General features: G+C 61.9%; 21 protein-coding genes and 1 riboswitch. Of the genes, 10 read left to right on the top strand and 11 right to left on the bottom strand.

Annotated elements, in window-relative coordinates:
• Positions 1–78 precede the first annotated feature (78 nt).
• The 5 genes from otsB (at position 79) to USDA257_RS37930 (ending at position 3,199) form a co-directional block, all read left to right on the top strand.
• Positions 79–876, top strand: coding sequence for a trehalose-phosphatase (otsB, locus tag USDA257_RS18625; RefSeq protein ID WP_014764498.1), 798 nt, complete (start codon positions 79–81; stop codon positions 874–876).
• 46 nt (positions 877–922) lie between these two features.
• Entirely contained in the window at positions 923–2,296 is a 1,374-nt protein-coding gene (gene otsA, locus USDA257_RS18620) for an alpha,alpha-trehalose-phosphate synthase (UDP-forming) (protein ID WP_014764497.1), read from the top strand.
• 298 nt (positions 2,297–2,594) lie between these two features.
• Positions 2,595–2,756, top strand: a complete 162-nt coding sequence (locus USDA257_RS37185; RefSeq protein WP_014764496.1) for a hypothetical protein — start codon at positions 2,595–2,597, stop codon at positions 2,754–2,756.
• 78 nt (positions 2,757–2,834) lie between these two features.
• Positions 2,835–3,029 carry a hypothetical protein gene (locus USDA257_RS37935; protein ID WP_223843338.1) on the top strand — a complete coding sequence of 65 codons (195 nt, stop codon included), beginning with the start codon at positions 2,835–2,837 and terminating at the stop codon, positions 3,027–3,029.
• Complete coding sequence (locus USDA257_RS37930; RefSeq protein WP_223843337.1) at positions 3,029–3,199, top strand: GNAT family N-acetyltransferase; 171 nt, start codon at positions 3,029–3,031, stop codon at positions 3,197–3,199. The genes USDA257_RS37935 and USDA257_RS37930 overlap by 1 nt, the downstream gene beginning before the upstream one ends.
• A gap of 788 nt (positions 3,200–3,987) precedes the next feature.
• Here USDA257_RS37930 and USDA257_RS18610 read toward each other — a convergent pair.
• Entirely contained in the window at positions 3,988–4,932 is a 945-nt protein-coding gene (locus USDA257_RS18610) for an alpha/beta fold hydrolase (protein ID WP_014764494.1), read from the bottom strand.
• Between the two features lie 214 nt (positions 4,933–5,146).
• On the opposite strand from USDA257_RS18610, the gene USDA257_RS18605 reads away from it, so the two are divergent.
• Positions 5,147–5,527, top strand: a complete 381-nt coding sequence (locus USDA257_RS18605; protein WP_014764493.1) for a hypothetical protein — start codon at positions 5,147–5,149, stop codon at positions 5,525–5,527.
• Between the two features lie 51 nt (positions 5,528–5,578).
• Here the strand turns inward: USDA257_RS18605 and USDA257_RS18600 are convergent, their stop codons facing one another.
• Both USDA257_RS18600 and USDA257_RS18595 read right to left on the bottom strand, forming a co-directional pair.
• The gene (locus USDA257_RS18600) at positions 5,579–6,556 is read right to left on the bottom strand and encodes a DUF1775 domain-containing protein (protein WP_014764492.1); all 978 of its coding nucleotides are present in this window, start codon (positions 6,554–6,556) and stop codon (positions 5,579–5,581) included.
• Between the two features lie 78 nt (positions 6,557–6,634).
• Positions 6,635–7,036: a hypothetical protein gene (locus USDA257_RS18595; protein WP_014764491.1), complete on the bottom strand. Its 402-nt coding sequence runs from the start codon at positions 7,034–7,036 to the stop codon at positions 6,635–6,637.
• A 161-nt stretch (positions 7,037–7,197) separates the two neighbouring features.
• A riboswitch (glycine riboswitch) is annotated at positions 7,198–7,285 on the top strand.
• A gap of 141 nt (positions 7,286–7,426) precedes the next feature.
• Between USDA257_RS18595 and gcvT the strand changes: the two genes are divergently transcribed.
• The 3 genes from gcvT to gcvP are packed head-to-tail and all read left to right on the top strand — an operon-like array spanning position 7,427 to position 11,809.
• Entirely contained in the window at positions 7,427–8,566 is a 1,140-nt protein-coding gene (gene gcvT / locus USDA257_RS18590; protein ID WP_041415407.1) for a glycine cleavage system aminomethyltransferase GcvT, read from the top strand.
• A 16-nt stretch (positions 8,567–8,582) separates the two neighbouring features.
• Complete coding sequence (gene gcvH, locus USDA257_RS18585; RefSeq protein WP_014764489.1) at positions 8,583–8,945, top strand: glycine cleavage system protein GcvH; 363 nt, start codon at positions 8,583–8,585, stop codon at positions 8,943–8,945.
• Entirely contained in the window at positions 8,945–11,809 is a 2,865-nt protein-coding gene (gcvP, locus tag USDA257_RS18580; RefSeq protein ID WP_014764488.1) for an aminomethyl-transferring glycine dehydrogenase, read from the top strand. Before gcvH ends, gcvP begins: the two co-directional genes overlap by 1 nt.
• A 103-nt stretch (positions 11,810–11,912) precedes the next feature.
• Here the strand turns inward: gcvP and sufA are convergent, their stop codons facing one another.
• The 7 genes from sufA to USDA257_RS18545 all read right to left on the bottom strand — a co-directional run bounded on the left by sufA (position 11,913) and on the right by USDA257_RS18545 (position 18,970).
• Complete coding sequence (gene sufA / locus USDA257_RS18575) at positions 11,913–12,305, bottom strand: Fe-S cluster assembly scaffold SufA (protein ID WP_014764487.1); 393 nt, start codon at positions 12,303–12,305, stop codon at positions 11,913–11,915.
• Positions 12,306–12,402: 97 nt separating this feature from the next.
• Entirely contained in the window at positions 12,403–12,783 is a 381-nt protein-coding gene (locus tag USDA257_RS18570; RefSeq protein WP_014764486.1) for an SUF system Fe-S cluster assembly protein, read from the bottom strand.
• A 10-nt stretch (positions 12,784–12,793) separates the two neighbouring features.
• On the bottom strand, positions 12,794–14,035 hold the full coding sequence (locus USDA257_RS18565; RefSeq protein ID WP_014764485.1) for a cysteine desulfurase: 1,242 nt from the start codon (positions 14,033–14,035) through the stop codon (positions 12,794–12,796).
• A 12-nt stretch (positions 14,036–14,047) separates the two neighbouring features.
• The gene (gene sufD, locus USDA257_RS18560; RefSeq protein ID WP_014764484.1) at positions 14,048–15,325 is read right to left on the bottom strand and encodes a Fe-S cluster assembly protein SufD; all 1,278 of its coding nucleotides are present in this window, start codon (positions 15,323–15,325) and stop codon (positions 14,048–14,050) included.
• 22 nt (positions 15,326–15,347) lie between these two features.
• The gene (gene sufC, locus USDA257_RS18555; RefSeq protein WP_014764483.1) at positions 15,348–16,103 is read right to left on the bottom strand and encodes a Fe-S cluster assembly ATPase SufC; all 756 of its coding nucleotides are present in this window, start codon (positions 16,101–16,103) and stop codon (positions 15,348–15,350) included.
• Between the two features lie 76 nt (positions 16,104–16,179).
• Positions 16,180–17,649, bottom strand: coding sequence for a Fe-S cluster assembly protein SufB (gene sufB, locus USDA257_RS18550; RefSeq protein ID WP_014764482.1), 1,470 nt, complete (start codon positions 17,647–17,649; stop codon positions 16,180–16,182).
• 154 nt (positions 17,650–17,803) lie between these two features.
• Complete coding sequence (locus USDA257_RS18545) at positions 17,804–18,970, bottom strand: cysteine desulfurase family protein (protein WP_014764481.1); 1,167 nt, start codon at positions 18,968–18,970, stop codon at positions 17,804–17,806.
• 224 nt (positions 18,971–19,194) lie between these two features.
• On the opposite strand from USDA257_RS18545, the gene USDA257_RS18540 reads away from it, so the two are divergent.
• Positions 19,195–19,872, top strand: coding sequence for an alpha/beta hydrolase (locus USDA257_RS18540; protein ID WP_014764480.1), 678 nt, complete (start codon positions 19,195–19,197; stop codon positions 19,870–19,872).
• Positions 19,873–19,942: 70 nt separating this feature from the next.
• Here the strand turns inward: USDA257_RS18540 and USDA257_RS18535 are convergent, their stop codons facing one another.
• Positions 19,943–21,139 (bottom strand): GGDEF domain-containing protein, encoded by a 1,197-nt coding sequence (locus tag USDA257_RS18535; protein ID WP_014764479.1) that lies wholly within the window; start codon positions 21,137–21,139, stop codon positions 19,943–19,945.
• Between the last annotated feature and the right edge of the window lie 28 nt (positions 21,140–21,167).

The following is a 21,167-nucleotide window of genomic DNA, read 5'->3' as shown; positions in this document are numbered from 1 at the left end:
ACCGTTGCAAGCCCGGCACATCGCTTCAAATGGAAAACCACGGTTGCCGATGGCGGAGTCCGACATAGATAGGACCTCATGTCATACCGCAAACAGTTACTCAACGCCGCGAAACCGTATCCGGTTTCAGGAAAAGACTTCATTCTCACCGCTCTCTCGACCAATCCCGAAAGCTGGGCTCTGTTCCTCGATATCGATGGTACGTTGCTTGACCTTGCTGAAACGCCGGACGCCGTAGCCGTTCCGCCGTCGCTGCCTGAAAATCTCGATGCACTGTCGAGAAAGCTCGGCGGCGCCCTGGCACTTGTGACCGGTCGCGGCCTTGCTTATGCCGACCAGCTTTTTTCGCCGGCCCATTTTCCCATTGCGGGGCTTCATGGTGCCGAGCGCCGCGACCCGGATGGCCGCGTGCACAAAGCCGCAGAGACCGCGGATTTTGAGCGGCTGAAGGCCGAGCTTGTCGCCGCTACTGCGAGCTGGCCGGGCGTTCTGATCGAGGACAAGGGAGCGGCGGTCGCCGCCCACTACCGGCTTGCGCCGGACAGACGACTCGATCTTGAACCGCTGATGGAACGGGCGTTGTATCGAGCAGGACCAGACTGGGCAATCCAGCACGGCAAGATGGTCATCGAAATCCGTCCGGCCCGAGCCAACAAGGGCGACGCCGTTGCGGCATTTCTCGCCCAGCCGCCGTTTGCCGGCAGACGCGCGATCGCGATCGGGGATGATGTGACCGACGAAACGATGTTTCGCACCGTCAATGGGCTCGGCGGTCATTCGATCCGCATCGGATCGCGTTTACCGGCGAGCGAAGCGCTCGGCACCATCCCCTCTGCAGAGCTCTTGCGGGGCATCATCGCCGCGTTGGTCTCCTGAATATTTTGAGCACCTGACATATTTGCTTGCACGAAAGGAATTCGGCATGGGCCGTCTCGTCATTGTTTCCAATCGCGTACCCGTTCCGGACAAGGGCGGCATTGCGCCCGCCGGTGGCCTAGCGGTCGCGCTGAAAGTCGCCCTCGAAGAGCATGGCGGCATTTGGATGGGCTGGTCGGGAAAATCGAGTGGCGAGCACGAGGCGCAGCCGCTTGCGCAACTGCAGCAGGGCAATATCACCTATGCGCTATCGGATCTGACCGATACCGATGTAGAAGAATACTACCACGGCTTCGCCAACCGCGTTCTCTGGCCGATCTGCCACTATCGGCTTGATCTCGCCGAATACGGGCGCAAGGAAATGGCCGGATATTTCCGCGTCAACCGCTTCTTCGCCCATCGGCTGGCGCCGCTTGTCAAACCCGATGACGTCATCTGGGTGCACGACTACCACTTGATCCCTCTCGCCGCGGAACTGCGTCAAATGGGCTTGAAGAACCGCATCGGCTTCTTCCTTCACATTCCCTGGCCGCCTGCGGATGTGCTCTTCACCATGCCGGTTCATGAGGAAATCATGCGTGGTCTGTCGCACTACGATGTCGTCGGCTTTCAGACCGACCACGACCTCGAGAACTTCGCCGGCTGTCTCCGGCGGGAAGGCATCGGCGACGAACTTGGCGGCGGCCGCTTCAGCGCCTATGGCCGCATCTTCAAGGGCGGCGCTTATCCAATCGGCATCGAGACCGCGGCCTTTGCCGAATTCGCCAAGAAGGCATCGACCAGCAACACGGTCCAAAAAGTGCGTGAAAGCATCGAACGCCGGAGCCTGATCATCGGCGTCGATCGCCTCGATTATTCCAAGGGAATCACGCAGCGCATCGAAGCGTTTGAACGCTTCATCCTTGCCAATCCGGCACAGCGCGGGCGTGTCACCTATCTGCAGATCACGCCGAAGTCCCGCTCCGAAGTGCCGGAATACGAAGCCATGCAACGCACTGTCGCCGAACAGGCCGGCAGGGTGAACGGCGCGCTCAGCGCCGTCGATTGGGTGCCCATACGCTATATCAACCGCTCCGTTGGCCGCCACATTCTTGCAGGGCTTTATCGGCTCGGCAAGGTCGGCCTCGTGACCCCGCTTCGAGACGGAATGAATCTGGTCGCAAAGGAGTACGTGGCCGCGCAGGATCCGGACGATCCGGGCGTGCTTGTGCTTTCGCGTTTCGCGGGAGCTGCCCGCGAACTAAAGGGAGCGCTGCTCGTCAACCCATACGACATAGAGGGTACCGCAAACGCCATGGCGCGCGCGCTCAGCATGCCGCTCGAAGAGCGGAAGGAGCGATGGAAGAGGATGATGGATCACTTGCTGAAACACGACGTTTCGCGCTGGTGCCGGGATTTTCTCGATGATCTCACAGCATGATCGGATCAGTCTGCTTGGAGCATTCCTACCCAAGCAATGTCGTCGACACGTCATGCCAGCGACCTCCGGCTACGTGAGAGGTAGCCCATTGCAGAACCGCGCCAGGCAAGCCGCTGCCCGCTGATGTCGGTGCCGGTCCCGCCCGAGGGCCTCCTGCTACAGCCGGCCTGCTTCGGCGCTCGGAATCCATCTGAACCTTGCGGAGCTTGGCACCTGTGGGCCGATGTGAAACCGATGGACTGTCATTTGCGGATACCGCAAGTTGTTCCTCGCTAGACGAATCAGAATTGGAGCCTCCATGCCACTGAAATATCTGATCGCCGCTGCATTGGCACTTGCGTCCCTCTCGGGTTGCGCAAGCACCGGCGCCGGCAATACGACTTATGCGCAATGGTACGGGCCAAACCCCGTTCCCGATTTCAGCGCCGCAACGCCCGGCGGCGTGCGTATGGCCTACTAACGGCTGAGCTTGTCATCGGACACCCGCGTGGTGTCTGGTGATCGCCGGATCAGTCACCCCTCCTCCAGACAGTCGGGATTGAATCTGTCCGCTCCCCTCCTCGACATCGTTCCCGACAACCCCAACCCGGACGACATCCGCGCCATCATCGCGACACTCGACGCCTACAACAATGCCTATAGAGGCATGGTCGACCAGGCGGGCTTTGCCGTCATCATCCGCGACCCGCAAACGCGCGCCGCCACCGGCGGGCTTTATGCGAGCGACGGCTGATGCAGGAGGCGGAAAAGATCGCCCGGTCGCGTGGCTATATCGGCATGTGGCTGGACACGTTTGAATTCCAGGCACGGCCCTTCTACGAAAAACTCGGCTTCCAACTCTTCGGCGAACTCGAGGGTGGACCGGGCGCCATTCCACGCTATTTCCTGAAGAAGCGTTTCTGACCAGTTAGCATCAGACGCTTGCCGGTATGATCTCTTGAAATCCGGCTGAGCGTCCCCATCTATCGCTCACCACCCGTATCGAGGACCGCCTGCCGACAGTTTTGTCGCGCGCCGTCGCGTCTTCCGGGTTTGAAGGGCGCTCCCCGAAAGGGTCGAGCGCCCTTCATGTGTTCTCCGCACGCCATTGAGCCAAACCCGAAGATGATCCCCCGATCACCGCGGCGGAACGATGCCCTGGTAGTACTCGCCTTCACCGCCGACGTGGACGGTTTGCGAGCATGCCGTGAGCGTTGCGAGCGCGAGCAACAATAGGATCCTGCGCATGAATCTCGGCCCCTTTCCCAAAGGATTGACGGCCATTGATATTCCGCCCATCTCGAAGGATCAATTCCCTTATTCGGTGCTCTCATCCCGTAGATGCGACCGGCAGAAATTTGCCGGCGTAAGCTGCCTGCTTACGCTACCTGTGGCAGACTCCGGATAGCCTTCTAGAACTGCGTCGGCGGCACGATGCCCGGATAGTAGTCCCCCGACCCGGGCGAATAGGGGTTGTGAACGGTGGTTCTTCCCGTTTGAGAACACGCGGCGAGAGCAAAAAGCGTTACTAGCAGCAGCAGAGCACGCATGGGCCGTCCTTCCTGACCGAGTTCCCCGATGCTCCTTCATTGGCGCAGCATCTGCGCTGGTTCTCTTCATTGAGCTGTGATTGTACAACTCGCTCGACCGGCGGCATAGACCACCGAAAGAGGACGGTTCTCTTGTCGAGGAATGCCCGCGCGCGCCTCGACCTACTTCCCATCCACCGCCTCTGCCCAGCTTTTCGCGCCGCTCTCGCCATTGAGGAAGGGCAGTACAGTTTCGAGAAGCTTCGGAGAGACGAAGATGTCGTAGTGCGTCAGATCAGGAAGGATCGCCAGGCGGTTCTTCGACATGTTCTCGCGCATCCAGCCGGCGTCTTTCAGCCCGCCGCCGAGCCTGTGGTAGAAATCGACGATATGCTCGAGGCGGATCATGTCGCCGTCACCATAGACGAGCATGACCGGCATAGTGAGCTTGGCGACGGCAGCGGACGCGTCGTAGTCGCGCCGCATCAGATCGCCCATCGCATCCAGCAGTTTCGGGAACGCAGTCACATCGGGGGCGACGGCGGCATAGGACTTGTACATCGGCGTCTCCTTCATCATCTCCGCCATGCCGGATCCGACCTTGGCCTGAGCCTCGATCATCTCGGGATAGAAGCCATTCTTCGCAAACGGGGTGGAGACGAGCGCCAGGCGACGCACCGTTTCCGGTACCTGCGCCGCCATGTGCAGGCCGACGCCACCTCCCATCGAATAGCCGAGCACGTCGATCTGCTCGTAGCCGAGCTGCCTGACGAGGATGCCCATGTCGGCGCCTATCGCTGCGAGGTCGATCGGCCGATTGCCGAGAGGCGTGCGTCCATGTCCCTGGAGATCGACGCCGATCACTTCACGGCCCTCGGCCAATTTCGCGAGATTCGGCCCCAGCATCTCGATGATGCCGAGACCGCCGTGGAGAAGCAGCACCGGCTCACCCTCGCCATAGACCTGATAGTAGTAGTTTATGCCATTGACGGCGAGATGGCCGGTCTTCTTCGGCGTCGGCATGGATTGCTGTCCCGCCGCCTTTTCCGCCGGTTCCGCGCCGTTTGTCGCCGGGGCGCATACGAGGCTCAAAACCGTCGCAAAGATCGTGAGTGTCATTTTCAGCATCTGATGGTCCTCCACTCTGTCCGGTGAAGCGGGTTCATGCCTCAAGGACGACCCTGAGAACCGCGAGCCGACAGACCAGCAAAAATAACGCCCAAGCCCGATCGCCGATCCCGGAAACCGCTCGGATTCAAATAAAATCCGAGCGCCGGGTTTCACCGGCTCGCAAATGAAATCTGCCAGAGAGGAAGGAGGATCGTATTTCAGGGTGTTTTGCGTGACACAGGTCGTTACCGTTTCCGCGACGACGGCGGCTTACGCGGCGGACGCCGTCAAGCCTTCCGCGCGGGCGCGCGACGGCGGTCCGGCCGATGAAGCCATCACCCTGCTCTCTGCCCGGCCGCAGGTGCAGTCTGTCCTTCCGCCGGCAATCCTCAAGACCAAGAGTGCCCTTTCGCTGGCGCTGATGCTGATCAGTGCCGGAATGCGTCCGCCGCAAGGGAGCGAGGCGGAGACTTTGCGCCGCTACCTGGAATTCATGCAGGACGAGCAAAGCGGCGATCGCCGTGAAGACAAGCAGGACGAACCAGCTGCCGATGAGGAGGAGCAGGCGGACGAAATCGCCGCCATGCTCGACCAGCTCATCCAAGGGTCTTGATGGTGGGAGCGGGTCCTGCAGACCCGCTCCCGAAGTCGCAAACGGCAAGAGTTACTTGTGCTTGTGGTCAGCCGCTTCGCCGCCGGCCGCCCCCACCGGCAGCACATAGTCTACCTTTCCGGCCTTCTCGAACGTGAGCGTGACGGGCACAGTGTCTCCCTCGGCGAACGGCTTCTGCAGCTCCATGAACATCAGGTGCAAACCGCCGCTCTTCAGGTCTACGGTCTCACCCGCCGGAATGGCGATGCCGTCGCCGAGATTGCGCATCTTCATGACGTCGTTTTCCATCGCCATTTCATGTAGTTCGACGCGGCCGGCCGCCGGGCTTTCGACAGCAATCAGCCGGTCGTCGATACTTCCTGTATTCTTGATGACAAAGCCGCCGCCGCCGACCTTGGCACCCGGCAGCATCGCCTTGACTGAACCGCCCGAAATTTCGAGATCGCCGACTCCGACCGGGCCGGACCCGGCCGGATGCGCGCCATGCCCGCCCTGAGCCTGCTCCTCGCTGGCAAGCGTCACGGTTATCGTCGGTGCCGGATATTCGAGCGCGCGCGCGTCCTCTCCCGCGGCCGGCACCTGGTCCCAGACGACCTTTGCCTCGGAGCCGCAAAGCTGCGTTGTCGGGAAGGCGAGCACGGTTTCCTTGTCGAAGCCCGAGACTTTGCCGCGGATGACGAAGGTATCGTAGAATTCGTCCGGCAGAATTCCGCCCTTCCAGCGGATTTCGACGGGACCGGAGGAAACCTTCGTTCCGTGGTTGTCATAGGTCTTCTGGTAATCGCCCTTGATGATCTCGAGCTCCCAACCGGGCTTCGGCTGCGGCTTGGCGAAGACGAAACCCTCCGGCAGCTTCACCTGCACCTCGGTCGTCGGTTTGCCGTCGCAGCCATGCGGCACCTGCAGCACCGTCTTGAAGGTCTCTTCGGTCGGCGTGTTATCGACTTCGAAGCTTGCGTGTGCATGGGCCATGCCCGCGGCAGCGAGCGTCAGGCCGGCGGCAAGAAGGGTAAATCTGGTCTTGGTCATGTCGTAATCTCCGGACCACGCACCCTAAAACACGGGCTTCGTGGACAATGCCGCCAAGCGGCGTGATGAACTTTGAGTCTACGGGAGAGCGCTACGACAGGATGGGGGTCCGCGTGGGGGCGGCAGGAGGCGCAAGGGCGACAGTGCGACCCGAATTTCGGCAACAGGTGGCTCCGCCAGCCAGTTGCCTTTGTAGGCCCGCACGCTTGCCTGCGGCGGCTCGGGCACAAGCACCGACGCCGCGAGCCGGCAGGCTTCGCAAATCGGAGCGTTCGGAACCGGTTTGCTGCCCCTGTGATCGACACCCTCTGTGCCGAAGCAGATCTCCGCGAAAGAGCCGTCCGGCAGACGATATTCGGCTGCGAGTGCCGCGTTTTGGCCGGTTGCGAGTGCGGGCTTGTGGGCGAAAGACAGGAAAACGAACGCGATAGCGGCAAGCAGCCGCACGGCAATTCGCCATCTGTCCCGTTGCCCGATCATCGTCGCCTCTTTGTCGTCTCTTCGTTAGCCACAACCTGCGGCAAATGCAAAGGCCGATTTGCCGCAGGTGGCCGGCGGCGCCGATGAAGCCAGGACGACAAAAATATGTTCCATCGCGACATTCACCCTTGCCAACATCCGGACTTCGCCGTTATCTGGAGACGATCTTGTTGGGAGAAACCGGTTCAATCCGGTGCCGAAGGAGCAACCGCCCCGGAAACTCTCAGGCCAAAGGACCAGCAAGGTGCCGGTAGGACTCTGGAGAGAAGCGGTTACGCTCGCCGAAGGGATAACAATCTCAGGCAAACGGACAGAGGGGGCTCGAATTTGTCGGCGTTTGACGCCGGTAGTGTGAGCCGGCGCGCCATGCGCCAGACCTGGAGGCCGGATTTGGAACCTATCTCCCGCTTGAAGCATACGCCATTGCATGCCCTGCATCTGTCGCTCGGTGCGCGCATGGTGCCTTTCGCCGGCTATGAGATGCCGGTGCAATATCCCGAGGGCGTGCTCAAGGAACATCTGCACACCCGTGCCGCCGCCGGCCTGTTCGATGTGTCGCACATGGGCCAGATCGCCATTCGCCCGAAGTCCGGCCGGATCGCCGATGCGGCGCTGGCGCTCGAAAAGCTCGTGCCGGTGGATGTGCTGGGCCTTGCCGAAGGTCGCCAGCGCTACGGGCTTTTCACCAATCCGGAAGGCGGAATTCTCGACGACCTGATGATTGCCAATCGCGGCGACCATCTCTTTCTCGTCGTCAACGCCGCCTGCAAGGACGCTGACCACGCGCATCTGAAAGACGGGCTCGGCGATGCCTGCGACGTCACGCTGCTCGATGACCGCGCCCTCGTCGCGCTTCAGGGTCCCCGTGCGGAGGCGGTGCTTTGCGAGCTTTGGGCGGATGTCGCCTCGATGCGCTTCATGGACCTGGCGGAGGCTGATCTCCACGACGTCGCCTGCATCATTTCCCGCTCCGGTTATACGGGCGAGGACGGTTTCGAAATTTCCATTCCGACCGCGTCGGCGGTCGACGTGACGCAGCGCCTGCTCGAACATCCGGACGTGTTGGCAATCGGTCTCGGCGCCCGCGATTCGCTTCGCCTAGAGGCCGGCCTCTGTCTTTATGGCAACGATATCGACACCGGCACGACGCCGATCGAGGCGGCGCTCGAATGGGCAATCCAGAAGAGTCGCCGGGCCGGCGGCGAGCGCGCCGGCGGCTTTCCCGGCGCCGATCGCATCCTTGCAGAACTTGCAGGCGGAACCGACCGGCGGCGCGTCGGCCTGAAGCCCGAAGGAAGGGCTCCGGTCCGTGGCGGCGCCAAGCTTTTTACCGATCCGGACGGCACGGTGCTTGTCGGCTCCGTTACCTCGGGCGGCTTCGGACCGAGCGTCGATTGCCCGGTCGCCATGGGTTACGTCGAAACCGCCCATGCCAGGAACGGCACAAAGCTTTTTGCGGAGGTGCGCGGCAAGTATCTGCCCATCACGGTTTCCGCCCTGCCCTTCGTCAAACAAACCTACAAACGCTGATCAGGAGAGAGCGCGCATGCTGAAATTTACCGAAGAACACGAGTGGCTGAAGGTCGAGGGCGGCGTTGCGACCGTCGGCATCACCGAACACGCCGCCGGCCAGCTTGGCGATCTCGTCTTCGTGGAACTGCCGGAATCCGGCGTGACCTTCTCCAAGGGCGACACGGCTGCCACCGTTGAATCGGTGAAGGCCGCCTCCGACGTCTATTGTCCGCTCGATGGAGAGATCATCGAGGTCAATCAGGCGATTGTCGACGACCCGTCGCTCGTCAACAGCGATCCGCACGGGGCCGCCTGGTTCTTCAAGTTGAAGCTTGCCGATCCGCGCTCCGCCGATGGTCTTCTCGACGAAGCAGCCTACAAGGAGCTCGTCGGCTGATGAGCATGCCCAAGGATTTCACCTTTACCGACTACAAGCCGTACGATTTCGCCAATCGACGTCATATCGGCCCCTCGCCGGCCGAAATGGAAGAGATGCTGAAGACCGTCGGTTATCCGAGCCTCGATGAGCTCATCAACGACACCGTTCCAGCTTCCATCCGCCAGAAGTCCCCGCTTTCCTGGGGCGTACCGATGACCGAACGGGAGGCGCTCGACAAGCTACGCGAGACGGCCAATCGCAACGAGAAACTCGTTTCGCTGATCGGCCAGGGCTACTATGGCACGATCACGCCGCCGGTGATCCAGCGCAACATCCTGGAAAATCCGGCCTGGTACACCGCCTATACGCCCTACCAGCCGGAGATCAGCCAGGGCCGCCTCGAAGCACTGCTCAACTACCAGACGATGGTCTGCGATCTGACCGGACTCGACATCGCGAACGCCTCCCTGCTCGACGAGGCGACGGCCGCCGCCGAAGCCATGGCGATGGCCGAGCGCGTGGCGAAGTCCAAGGCCACGGCCTTCTTCGTCGACGAGAACTGCCATCCCCAGACCATCGCTCTTTTGAAGACCCGCGCCGAGCCGCTCGGCTGGCAGATCGTCATCGGCGATCCCTTTTCCGATCTCGATGCGGCCGGCGTGTTCGGGGCGATCTTCCAATATCCGGGCACCTACGGCCATGTCCGCGATTTCTCCGAGCTGATCGCCAAGCTGCACGAACAGGGGGCGATCGTGGCCGTTGCCGCCGATCCGCTGGCGCTTGCTCTGTTGAAATCACCGGGAGAAATGGGCGCCGACATTGCCGTCGGTTCGACGCAGCGCTTCGGCGTTCCGGTCGGCTATGGTGGGCCGCACGCCGCCTATATGGCCGTCAAGGATGCCCATAAGCGTTCGATGCCCGGCCGCCTGGTCGGCGTATCCGTCGACGCGCGCGGCAACCGGGCCTTCCGGCTTTCGCTGCAGACGCGCGAGCAGCACATCCGCCGCGAGAAGGCCACGTCGAACATCTGCACCGCCCAGGTGCTGCTCGCCGTGATGGCGTCGATGTATGCCGTCTTCCACGGCCCGGAGGGCATCAAGGCGATCGCCCAGAGCGTCCACCAGAAGACGGTGCGCCTTGCCATGGGGCTCGAGAAGCTTGGCTATACGGTCGAGCCGGATGTGTTCTTCGATACGATCACCGTCGATGTCGGCAAGCTGCAGGGAATCATCCTGAAGACTGCGGTGGCCGAGGAAGTGAACCTTCGCAGGATTGGTAATACCAAGATCGGCATCAGCCTTGACGAGCGTTCGCGGCCGGTTACGCTCGAGGCCGTCTGGCGGGCCTTCGGCGGCGACTTTAAGGTGGAAGAGTTCGAGCCCGGCTATCGGCTGCCGCAGCCGCTGTTGCGGACCAGCGGCTATCTCACCCATCCGATCTTCCATATGAACCGCGCTGAAAGCGAGATGACGCGCTACATCCGCCGCCTCGCCGACCGCGATCTGGCGCTCGATCGCGCCATGATCCCGCTCGGCTCCTGCACGATGAAGCTCAATGCGACAGCGGAAATGCTGCCGATCACCTGGCCGGAATTTTCGGAGATTCACCCCTTCGTGCCGGCCGATCAGGCGCGCGGTTATCAACACCTGATCCAAGACTTGTCGGACAAGCTCTGCGCGATTACCGGCTATGATGCGATCTCGATGCAGCCGAACTCCGGTGCGCAGGGCGAATATGCCGGGCTGTTGGTCATCCGCGCCTATCACATCGCCAATGGCAACGCCCATCGGGACGTCTGCCTGATCCCGACCTCTGCACATGGAACCAATCCAGCCTCGGCGCACATGGCCGGGATGAAGGTGGTCGTCGTCAAGGTCAGCGATATCGGCGAGATCGACATGGACGATTTCCGCGCCAAGGCCGAGCAATATGCCGACACCCTCTCCTGCTGCATGATCACCTATCCCTCGACGCACGGCGTGTTCGAGGAGAACGTGCGCGAGGTCTGCGACATCGTCCACAGGCATGGCGGCCAGGTGTACCTGGACGGCGCCAACATGAACGCCATGGTCGGCCTTGCGCGCCCCGGCGACGTCGGCTCGGATGTGAGCCATCTGAACCTGCACAAGACCTTCTGCATTCCGCACGGCGGCGGCGGACCCGGCATGGGGCCGATCGGCGTCAAGGCGCATCTTGCGCCGTTCCTTCCGGGCCATCCGGAGACGGACGGTCATGAGGGTGCGGTTTCCGCCGCGCCTTTCGGCTCGGCCTCGATCCTGCCGATCTCCTGGAGCTACTGCCTAATGATGGGCGGTGAAGGCCTGACGCAGGCGACCAAGGTGGCGATCCTCAACGCCAACTATATCGCCGCCCGCCTGAAGGGTGCCTATGACGTGCTCTACAAGTCGGCCAAGGGACGCGTCGCGCATGAGTGCATCATCGATACGCGGCCGCTCGCCGAAAGCGCCGGCGTTACAGTCGACGACGTCGCCAAGCGGCTGATCGACTGCGGCTTTCACGCGCCGACGATGAGCTGGCCGGTCGCGGGCACGCTGATGATCGAGCCGACGGAATCCGAAACCAAGGCCGAGCTCGACCGCTTTTGCGATGCAATGCTGGCGATCCGCGAGGAAGCCCGCGCCATCGAGGAGGGCCGGATGGACAAAGTCAACAATCCGCTGAAGAACGCGCCGCACACGGTGGAAGACCTCGTCGGCGACTGGGACCGGCCCTATTCGCGCGAGCAGGCCTGCTTCCCGCCCGGCGCCTTCCGAGTCGACAAATACTGGTCGCCGGTCAACCGTGTCGACAATGTCTATGGCGACCGCAATCTCATCTGCACCTGCCCGCCGATCGAAAGCTACGCGGAAGCGGCCGAATGAACCACGGGGGGCCGAGTCATGGATCGGCCCCACTGTTCAAAAGCAAAGGCCCGGCAATAACCGGGCCTTTGTTGCGTCTACCTCTCACTGAATAGGTAACCGGTCAGTTCGCGCGCACCACCGGATTGCCCTCTGCGGCAAGTGCCGCGAGATCAGCGGGCTTCAACTCGACCGATTCGCCACAACCACAGGCGGATGTCTGGTTCGGATTCTTGAAGGTGAAGCCGGAGCGCAAGGCGCTTACTTCGAAATCCATCTGAGTGCCGAGCAAATAAAGCACGGCCTCAGGTGCAACCCAGACCTTGGCACCGTCGTGTTCGATCAGATCGTCCTTGGCATTCGCCTCGCTGACGAGATCAACGGCATATTCCATGCCGGCGCATCCGCCCTTCTTGATGCTCAGGCGAATGCCCTTGGCATCGCCGCCGGCGTTCTCGACGATCGACCTCACGCGGCCGGCGGCCGCATCGGTCAGACTCATTACGGCAAAGCCCATCGGCTTTCTCTCCTTCATATCACCGGGTTAAAGGCCCGGCGCTTTCCAGAATCAAATGTAGTGCCCGTATGTTAACGGATCAATATAGGGCGCCGGCTCAATACCAGCCGAGCGCCACCTGCGCCTCTTCCGACATGCGGTCCGGCGTCCATGGCGGATCGAAGGTCATGGTCACCTCGACACCGGAAACGCCCTCTACTGCGCCAACGGCGTTTTCGACCCAGCCCGGCATCTCGCCGGCAACGGGGCAGCCCGGAGCGGTGAGCGTCATATCGATCTTCACCATGCGGTCGTCTTCGATGTCGATCTTGTAGATAAGACCGAGTTCGAAGATGTCGGCCGGAATCTCGGGGTCATAGACCGTCTTCAGCGCGGCGATGACGTCGTCGCTAAGGCGAGCCAGTTCCTCGGCCGGAATGGCCGAGTGCACGATGCCTTCGCGGACATCGACCTTCGCTCCGGTTTCCTCGAGACTCATGATTGCCTCCTTAAGCAAAGAACTTGCGTGCGTGTTCGAGCGCGTCCGCCAGAGCGTCGACCTCGGCCCGGGTATTGTAGAGACCGAAGGACGCACGGCATGTGGAGGTGACGCCGAAGCGTTTCAAGAGCGGCTGGGCACAATGGGTTCCCGCCCTGACGGCGATGCCGGCACGATCGATCACCATAGAAACGTCATGGGCATGAATGCCGGCGATCTCGAAGGCGAAGATGCTGCCCTTGCCAGGCGCATCGCCGAAGACACGGAGCGAATTCACGGTGGACAGGCGTTCCCGGGCATAGGCCGTCAGGTCCGCCTCGTGCGCCCTGATCGCCTCGCGGCCGACCTTTTCCATGTAGTCCAGCGCATAGCCGAGCCCGATCGCCTGGACGATCGGCGGCGTGCCGGCCTCGAAACGGTGCGGAGGATCATTATAGGTGACGCGGTCCTCGGTCACTTCCTCGATCATCTCGCCGCCGCCCATGAACGGCCGCATCTCCTTGAGCCGCTCCGTCTTGCCGTAAAGCACGCCGACGCCGGACGGACCGTAGAGCTTGTGGCCGGTCATCACGTACCAGTCGCAGTCGATGTCCTGGACATCGACCGGCATGTGCACCGCGCCCTGGCTGCCATCGACCAGCACTGGAATGCCGCGCTCGCGGGCGATACGGCAGATTTCTTTGACGGGAACGACCGTGCCCAGCGCATTCGACATATGGGTGATTGCGATGAGTTTCGTCCGCTCGGTCAGGCACTTGACGAAATCCTCGACATGGAAGGCGCCGTCGTCATCGACCGGTGCCCAGACGAGCTTGGCGCCCTGACGTTCACGGATGAAGTGCCAGGGAACGATGTTGGAGTGGTGCTCCATGATGGAGATGACGATCTCGTCGCCCTCGCCAAGATGCGGCATACCGTAGCCGTAGGCAACGGTATTGATCGCCTCGGTCGAGGACTTGGTGAAGACGATGTTTTCGACCGATGGTGCATTCAGGAAGCGGCGCACCTTTTCACGGGCGCCCTCGTAGGCATCCGTCGCGGCATTCGAGAGGAAATGCAAGCCGCGATGGACGTTGGCATATTCGTTGGCATAGGCATGGGCAACGGCGTCGATGACGAGCTGCGGCTTCTGCGCCGATGCGCCGTTGTCGAGATAAACAAGCGGCTTGCCATAGACCGTCCGGGAAAGGATCGGGAAATCCTTTCTTACGGCCTCGACGTCATAGGCTGGCACCGGCACAGTGTGTTCCATGGTCCTGTCCAATCAGGCGTGTTTTACGAGCCAGGCCGAGATGACGCCTTCGAGCGCCTCGACCAGCGCCTCATCATCTTCCAACTCCTCGACGATCTCGGCAACGAAGGCGTTGACGAGCATCGCGCGTGCCTTGTTCTCCGGAATGCCGCGAGAGAGCAGGTAGAACAGCTGGGTATGATCGATATCGATTACCGTTGCACCGTGACCGCACTGCACGTCGTCGGCGAAGATCTCGAGTTCAGGCTTTGCCGAGAAGTCCGCGTCGTCGGACAAGAGCAGCGTATTGCACGACATCTTCGCGTCGGTCTTCTGCGCATCCTTCGCGACAAGGATCTTGCCCTGAAGCACACCCTTCGCGCGGTCGAAAACGACGTTGCGGATGATTTCGCTCGAGGTCGTGTGCGGCACGTCATGGCTCAGCGTGAAGGTCACGTCCGTGTGGCTCTCGCCGCCGAGCAGGTTGATGCCGCGCAGCGTCAGATCCGCACCCTCGCCGCTCGCCCTGCCATGCAGTTCCTGGCGTACCAGCTTGCCACCAGCATTGATGACGAAGAGGTGCAGTTTCGCGTTCTTGCCGAGGTCGAAACGAATCTGGCCGAGATGGGTGTCGGCCGGCCCCTGCTGCTGCAGGATGATCCAGATCACGTCGGCGCCTTCGGCAAGCGTCACGTCGCTCACCGAGGAAACGAAGCTCGCATCCCCGTTGGTCGACAGATGCCGCTCGAGCACCGTTGCCTTGGATCCGGCACCGAAAGAAACCGGGAAGCGCGTATGGGCCTGGCCGTGACTTTGTGCGACCTGGATTTCCAGCGGCGCTTCCAACTCGACGCCTTCCGCGACTGCGATTTCCAGGCCGCCGCGAACCAGACCGCCATTGATGCGGCCAATGGCGTCATCGAAGCCGAGGACGGCAAGACCGGCGACTGCCGAACCGTCGAGCAGGCTCTCCGTATAGGAGCGCGCAGTGATCCCCTCGGGAAGGCTCTTGAGATCGGCCTCACCGTTGCGCACCGAAAGCACGGTGGCGCCCGCGACGATCGGTTCGACTCGGTCGGCAAAGGCGGACGGATCAGCGGAGGGCACCGCGCGCAGCAAGGTTCTGAGGTCCGTATAGTGCCAGGACTCGACGCGCCGCGTCGGCAGCCCCGCCGTCCTCAATTCGTGGACGAGCGTGTCGCGCAGCGACAGCACGGCCCCGTCGCCGGGCAGGTCGCCGATCTGGGCGGTATAGGCATCGACGAGCGCCGTTTCGGCTGCCGTCATCTTGATGGCCTGTTGCATATTCATTCGAACACTCCTTCAACAGGCGTCAGGCTGCCGCCTCGATGATGTCGGCATAGCCCTTGGCTTCGAGCTCATGCGCCAGCGTCTTGTCGCCCGACTTGACGACCTGGCCCTTGTAGAGAACGTGGACCGTATCCGGGACGATGTAGTCGAGCAGGCGCTGGTAGTGCGTGATGACGACGACGGCGCGATCCGGCGAACGCAGCGCATTGACGCCGTCGGCGACGACCTTCAGCGCGTCGATGTCGAGGCCCGAGTCGGTCTCGTCGAGCACGCAGAGCTTCGGCTCGAGAAGCGCCATCTGCAGGATTTCCGCGCGCTTCTTTTCACCGCCGGAGAAGCCGACATTGAGCGGCCGACGCAGCATTTCCGGCGCAATCTTCAGCTCAGCGGCGGCTTCCTTGACGCGGCGCATGAATTCCGGCGTCGTCAGCTCATCTTCGCCGCGATACTTGCGCTGTTCGTTCATTGCCACCTTCAGGAACTGCATGGTGGCAACGCCCGGGATCTCGACCGGATACTGGAATGCGAGAAAGATGCCCTTGGCTGCACGCTCCGAAGCGTCGAGTTCCAGGATGCTCTCGCCGTTGTAGAGGATGTCGCCCTCGGTCACTTCATAGTCTTCGCGCCCGGAAAGGATATAGGAGAGCGTCGACTTGCCGGAGCCGTTGGGGCCCATGATAGCGGCGACTTCACCGGCCTTCACGGTCAGGTTCAGGCCGCGGATGATCTCGGTGCCGTCCTCGGCGATGCGTGCGTGCAGGTTCTTGATTTCAAGCATTTCAAATCGTCCTCTGGGAAACGAATAGTTCTCGCGCGCAGATCCAGCGCGCCGGTTCAATAATCAGTCCCGGGCCTCAGCCAACGGAGCCTTCCAGCGAGATGCCGATCAGCTTCTGCGCCTCGACGGCGAACTCCATCGGCAGTTCCTGGATGACTTCCTTGACGAAGCCGTTGACGATCAGCGCGATCGCCTGTTCTGCCGGGATGCCGCGCTGCAGGCAGTAGAACAGCTGATCCTCGGAGATCTTCGAAGTCGTCGCCTCGTGCTCGAACTGTGCGGTCGAGTTCTTCGCCTCGATATAGGGCACCGTGTGGGCGCCGCACTTGTCGCCGATCAGCAGCGAGTCGCACTGGGTGAAGTTGCGGGCGTTCTCCGCCTTGCGATGGGCCGAGACCTGGCCGCGATAGGTGTTGTCCGAAACGCCGGCGGCAATGCCCTTGGAGATGATACGGCTCGACGTGTTCTTGCCGAGGTGGATCATCTTCGTGCCGGAGTCGACCTGCTGGTGGCCGTTGGAAACGGCGATCGAGTAGAATTCGCCGCGCGAACCATCGCCGCGCAGGATGCAGGACGGATATTTCCAGGTGATCGCCGAGCCGGTCTCAACCTGCGTCCAGGAGATCTTCGAGTTCTTGCCGCGGCAATCGCCACGCTTGGTCACGAAGTTGTAGATGCCGCCCTTGCCATGCTTGTCGCCCGGATACCAGTTCTGAACCGTCGAATACTTGATTTCGGCGTCATCCAGCGCGATCAGCTCGACGACCGCGGCGTGAAGCTGGTTCTCGTCGCGCTGCGGCGCCGTGCAGCCTTCGAGGTAGGAGACATAGGCGCCTTCCTCGGCAATGATCAGCGTGCGCTCGAACTGGCCCGTGTTCTTCTCGTTGATGCGGAAATAGGTCGAAAGCTCCATCGGGCAACGGACGCCCTTCGGCACATAGACGAAGGAACCATCGGTGAAGACGGCGGAGTTCAGCGTTGCATAGAAGTTATCGGACTGAGGTACCACCGTACCGAGATACTTCTTTACGAGATCCGGGTGCTCCCGCATCGCCTCCGAGATCGACATGAAGATGACGCCGGCCTTCTTCAGTTCTTCCTTGAAGGTGGTAACGACGGAAACGGAGTCGAACACCGCATCGACGGCGATCCTCGTCTTCTCGACGCCGGCCAGAATCTCCTGCTCCTTCAGTGGAATGCCGAGCTTCTCATAGACCTTGAGCAGCTCCGGATCGACCTCGTCGAGCGATTTCGGGCCGGTCGTGCCCTTCGGCGCGGCGTAATAGTGAATCTCGTTGAAGTCGATCTTCGAATAGCGGACACGCGCCCAGCTGGGCTCGTCCATGGTGAGCCAGCGGCGATAGGCCTCGAGGCGCCATTCGAGCATCCATTCCGGTTCGTTCTTCTTCTCGGAGATCAAGCGGATGATATCCTCGGACAGGCCCTTCGGCGCCTTGTCCATCTCGATCTTCGTCTCGAAGCCGTATTTGCACTGGTCCACGTCGATCTGGCGGACCTGATCAATGGTTTCCTGCACGGCAGGCATGTCGCTCTCCAATCTCGTCGGATCCAAGGTCCGGCGGCTTGTCAATGCGGTGCAATATGTGCGCACCGCTTATGTAATGGCTAAAAGGCGGTTTTCACCCCATTTGCCAAGCGGAAAATTGCTTTTCCGCAATTTCGTTCAAGGCATTCCGCATTCACGCGGCCTGCCCGGTCGAGCGGCGCCGCGCCGCCACTTTAGCGAACACTGCCGCACAGCGTTCGATCTCCGCTTGCGTCGTCGATGCACCGATCGAAAGGCGCAAGGCGCCCTGTCGCGGATCATAACCCATCGCCGTCAGCACATGACTCTGTCCAACCTTGCCGGAAGAGCACGCAGAGCCTGCCGAGAGGGCCACGCCTTCAAGATCGAAGGCAATCTGGCCGGTCTCCGCCTTCAGGCCCGGAAGCGTGAAGAAGGACGTATTGGCGATTCGCGGCGCGTTTCGACCATGGATCACCACGTCCGGTGCGCTTTCCAGCATCTGCGCCTCAAGCCGATCGCGCAGAGCGGCAATCGCGGCCGCGCGGGCGCCCAGGTTGTCGGCAGCCGCCCTGGCAGCTGCCCCGAAGCCCGCCAGCGCCGGCGCGTTCTCGGTGCCCGAGCGATGGCCCTTCTCCTGACCGCCGCCGCGGATCAGGGGCGCAGGCATCATGACCTCGCCGCGGGCGACGAGTGCGCCGCCCCCTTTCGGCCCGCCGAGCTTGTGCGACGAGATGATGAGGAAGTCGGCGCCCAGGCTCTCGATCGACAGCGGCAGGCGGCCGGCGGCCTGCACGGCGTCGACGACTAACAGTCCCCCGTGGGCACGCACGATTGCAGAAACTTCGCCGATCGGCTGGACAATGCCCGTCTCGTTATTGGCGAGCATCACGGCCACCATCGGCAGGCCCGACTGGCGATCATGCGCCGCAAGCAACGTCTCGAGCGCGATACAATCGATAACGCCGTCGCTGGTGACAGGCACTTCGCAAATATTCTCTCGCGCGAAACGTCCGCCCTCGCGCACCGCCGGATGCTCGATCGCAGAGACATAGAGCTTGCCGAGCTTGAGCGGCGTGCGGCCCATACGAAAATCCGGCGTCAGCACCATGTTGGCCGCTTCCGTGGCGCCGCTGGTGAATATCACCGAGGAGGCCTTGGCGCCGCAAAGCGCGGCAACATCACGGCGCGCGCTTTCGATCAGGCCTCGAAGGGCCCGACCCTCGCCGTGAACGGACGAGGGATTGCCGACCGCATCGAGCGCGGACAGGAAAGCATCGCGCGCTTCGGGCAGAAGCGGCGCTGTCGCATTCCAATCCATGTATATGCGCGGTCCCGGCATTGCTTCCTTCGCTAGAGCCGACGGTTCAATCCCTGCAATCGATGCCGTTGCATTTTTCTTGAATTTTCCGCGCCGCTTGTCCTATGAGACGACGAACGCGGCGGAGTGCCCGCATCGAAGTTTTGAACGGTTCTAAAGTGCGTTCTAGAAAAGCTGACTGCTTTCGTCAAGACAGAACGGCATCAACAACGACGATTTGAACCAGAAACGTTCCCGGAGAACCTATGCCCGAAATCATCTTCAACGGACCGGCCGGTCGCCTCGAAGGCCGCTATCAGCCTTCGAAGCAGAAGAGTGCACCGATCGCCATCATCCTGCATCCGCATCCGCAGTTCGGCGGGACGATGAACAACCAGATCGTCTACCAGCTCTTTTACATGTTCCAGAAGCGCGGCTTTACGACACTGCGGTTCAATTTCCGCGGCATCGGCCGCAGCCAGGGCGAATTCGACCATGGTGCGGGCGAACTTTCCGATGCGGCCTCGGCGCTCGATTGGGTGCAGAGCCTGCATCCCGATTCGAAGAGCTGTTGGGTGGCCGGCTATTCGTTCGGCGCCTGGATCGGCATGCAGCTTCTGATGCGCCGTCCCGAGATCGAGGGCTTCATGGCGGTTGCACCGCAGCCGAACATCTATGACTTCTCGTTCCTGGCGCCCTGCCCGTCATCGGGCCTCATCATCAACGGCGACAGCGACAAGGTCGCGCCGGAGAAGGACGTGAACGGTCTCGTCGAAAAGTTGAAGGCGCAGAAGGGCATCCTGATCACGCACAAGACGGTTTCCGGCGCGAACCACTTCTTCAACGGCCAGATCGAGACCCTGATGGGGGAATGCGAGGACTATCTCGACCGTCGCCTCAACGGAGAGCTGGTGCCGGAGCCCGCGGCGAAGCGCATTCGCTGAGGAAGTTCCATTTCCATATACGAGCCGGCCCGGAGATCGCATTCGATTTCCGGGCCGTTTTGTATCTAATCTATGACCGCCCCACCCGCCGGGACGTGGCGGGCAGCACGAGCACCGGCGGTTCGGCGCATTCCACGCGGTTCCTGCCCCCGGCCTTGGCGGCATAGAGCGCCTTGTCGGCGCGCTGCATCGCCGCTTCCATCGGCTCTCCCGGAACAATGGCCGCAACCCCGAAGCTTGCCGTGATCCTGACGCTTTCGGGCAATCCCTCGACCCGCGTCGATGCCATTGCCGCGCGCATCCCCTGAGCGAGCACGCGCGCTTCCGCCAGCCCGACACGAGGCAGAAATACCGCGAACTCCTCCCCGCCGAGCCGCGCTGCCACGGCCCTCATCGGCATGAGCTCCACAAGAACACGGGAGAACTGCCGGATCACGCCGTCGCCGGCATGATGGCCGTAAGTATCGTTGACCAGCTTGAAGCGGTCGAGGTCGGCGAGAATCAGCGTCCCGGGCCCCTCGCCCCCACAGGTCTCCAACATTGGTGTGACGCGATCGACGAAGCCGCGGCGATTGCAGAGGCCGGAGAGCGCGTCGAGCTCGGAGCTGGCGCGGGCCTCGTCGATGATATCCTTGACCATCACCCCGAGGATCGCCATGCCTGTCGCGACGATCAGCATTGCGCCAAGCGCTTGCGAAATGAGAGCGAACGGACTTGCGAGGTAATCCGCCGCCGTGGCGCCCGATCCGGCTGCAATGGCGGCGTAGATTTTCACAAGGTAGTAGATCGACGTCAGAACCAATAGGCCGAACAGGATCCAGTCCGCGGGGGACCGACGCTTGGACCTCAGCACGGTCGATGCCGACCATGCCTGGATGACGAAGAACGGCAGCTGGTAGAAGAAGGCGTGCCGAAGCGTTCCGCGCGGCAAGTCGTAGATCAGCAGATCGAGCAGCACCGAACCCAGGAAGAAGACTGTAAGGACAAGCAGGCGCGCCGGCACCTGATAGAAGAGCCCTAACGAAAGGCGAAGGAGGATGAAGCCGCCAAGAACGCTGGCAAATGCCCCGACGGCAAAGAACTTCGGCACAGGCGTGAAGGGCAGTACGGTCTCGAAGACGGCCGCGAGCGAGGCGACGGCGAAGCCGGCCGCGCACCAGATCGCCGGGCCTTTTGCACGACTTTTTGCGGCAATGATGAGAAAGGCCACCACGAATATCTGGGCAATGATGAAATTCACCGCCAGCAGGGATATCGCACCACCCATCGATAGAATCCGAAAGTCCCAGCCCAAA

It is taken from the genome of Sinorhizobium fredii USDA 257, from assembly GCF_000265205.3.
In the GTDB taxonomy this organism is placed as follows: Bacteria; Pseudomonadota; Alphaproteobacteria; order Rhizobiales; family Rhizobiaceae; genus Sinorhizobium; species Sinorhizobium fredii_B.
This window is presented reverse-complemented; position numbering and strand designations above follow the sequence as displayed.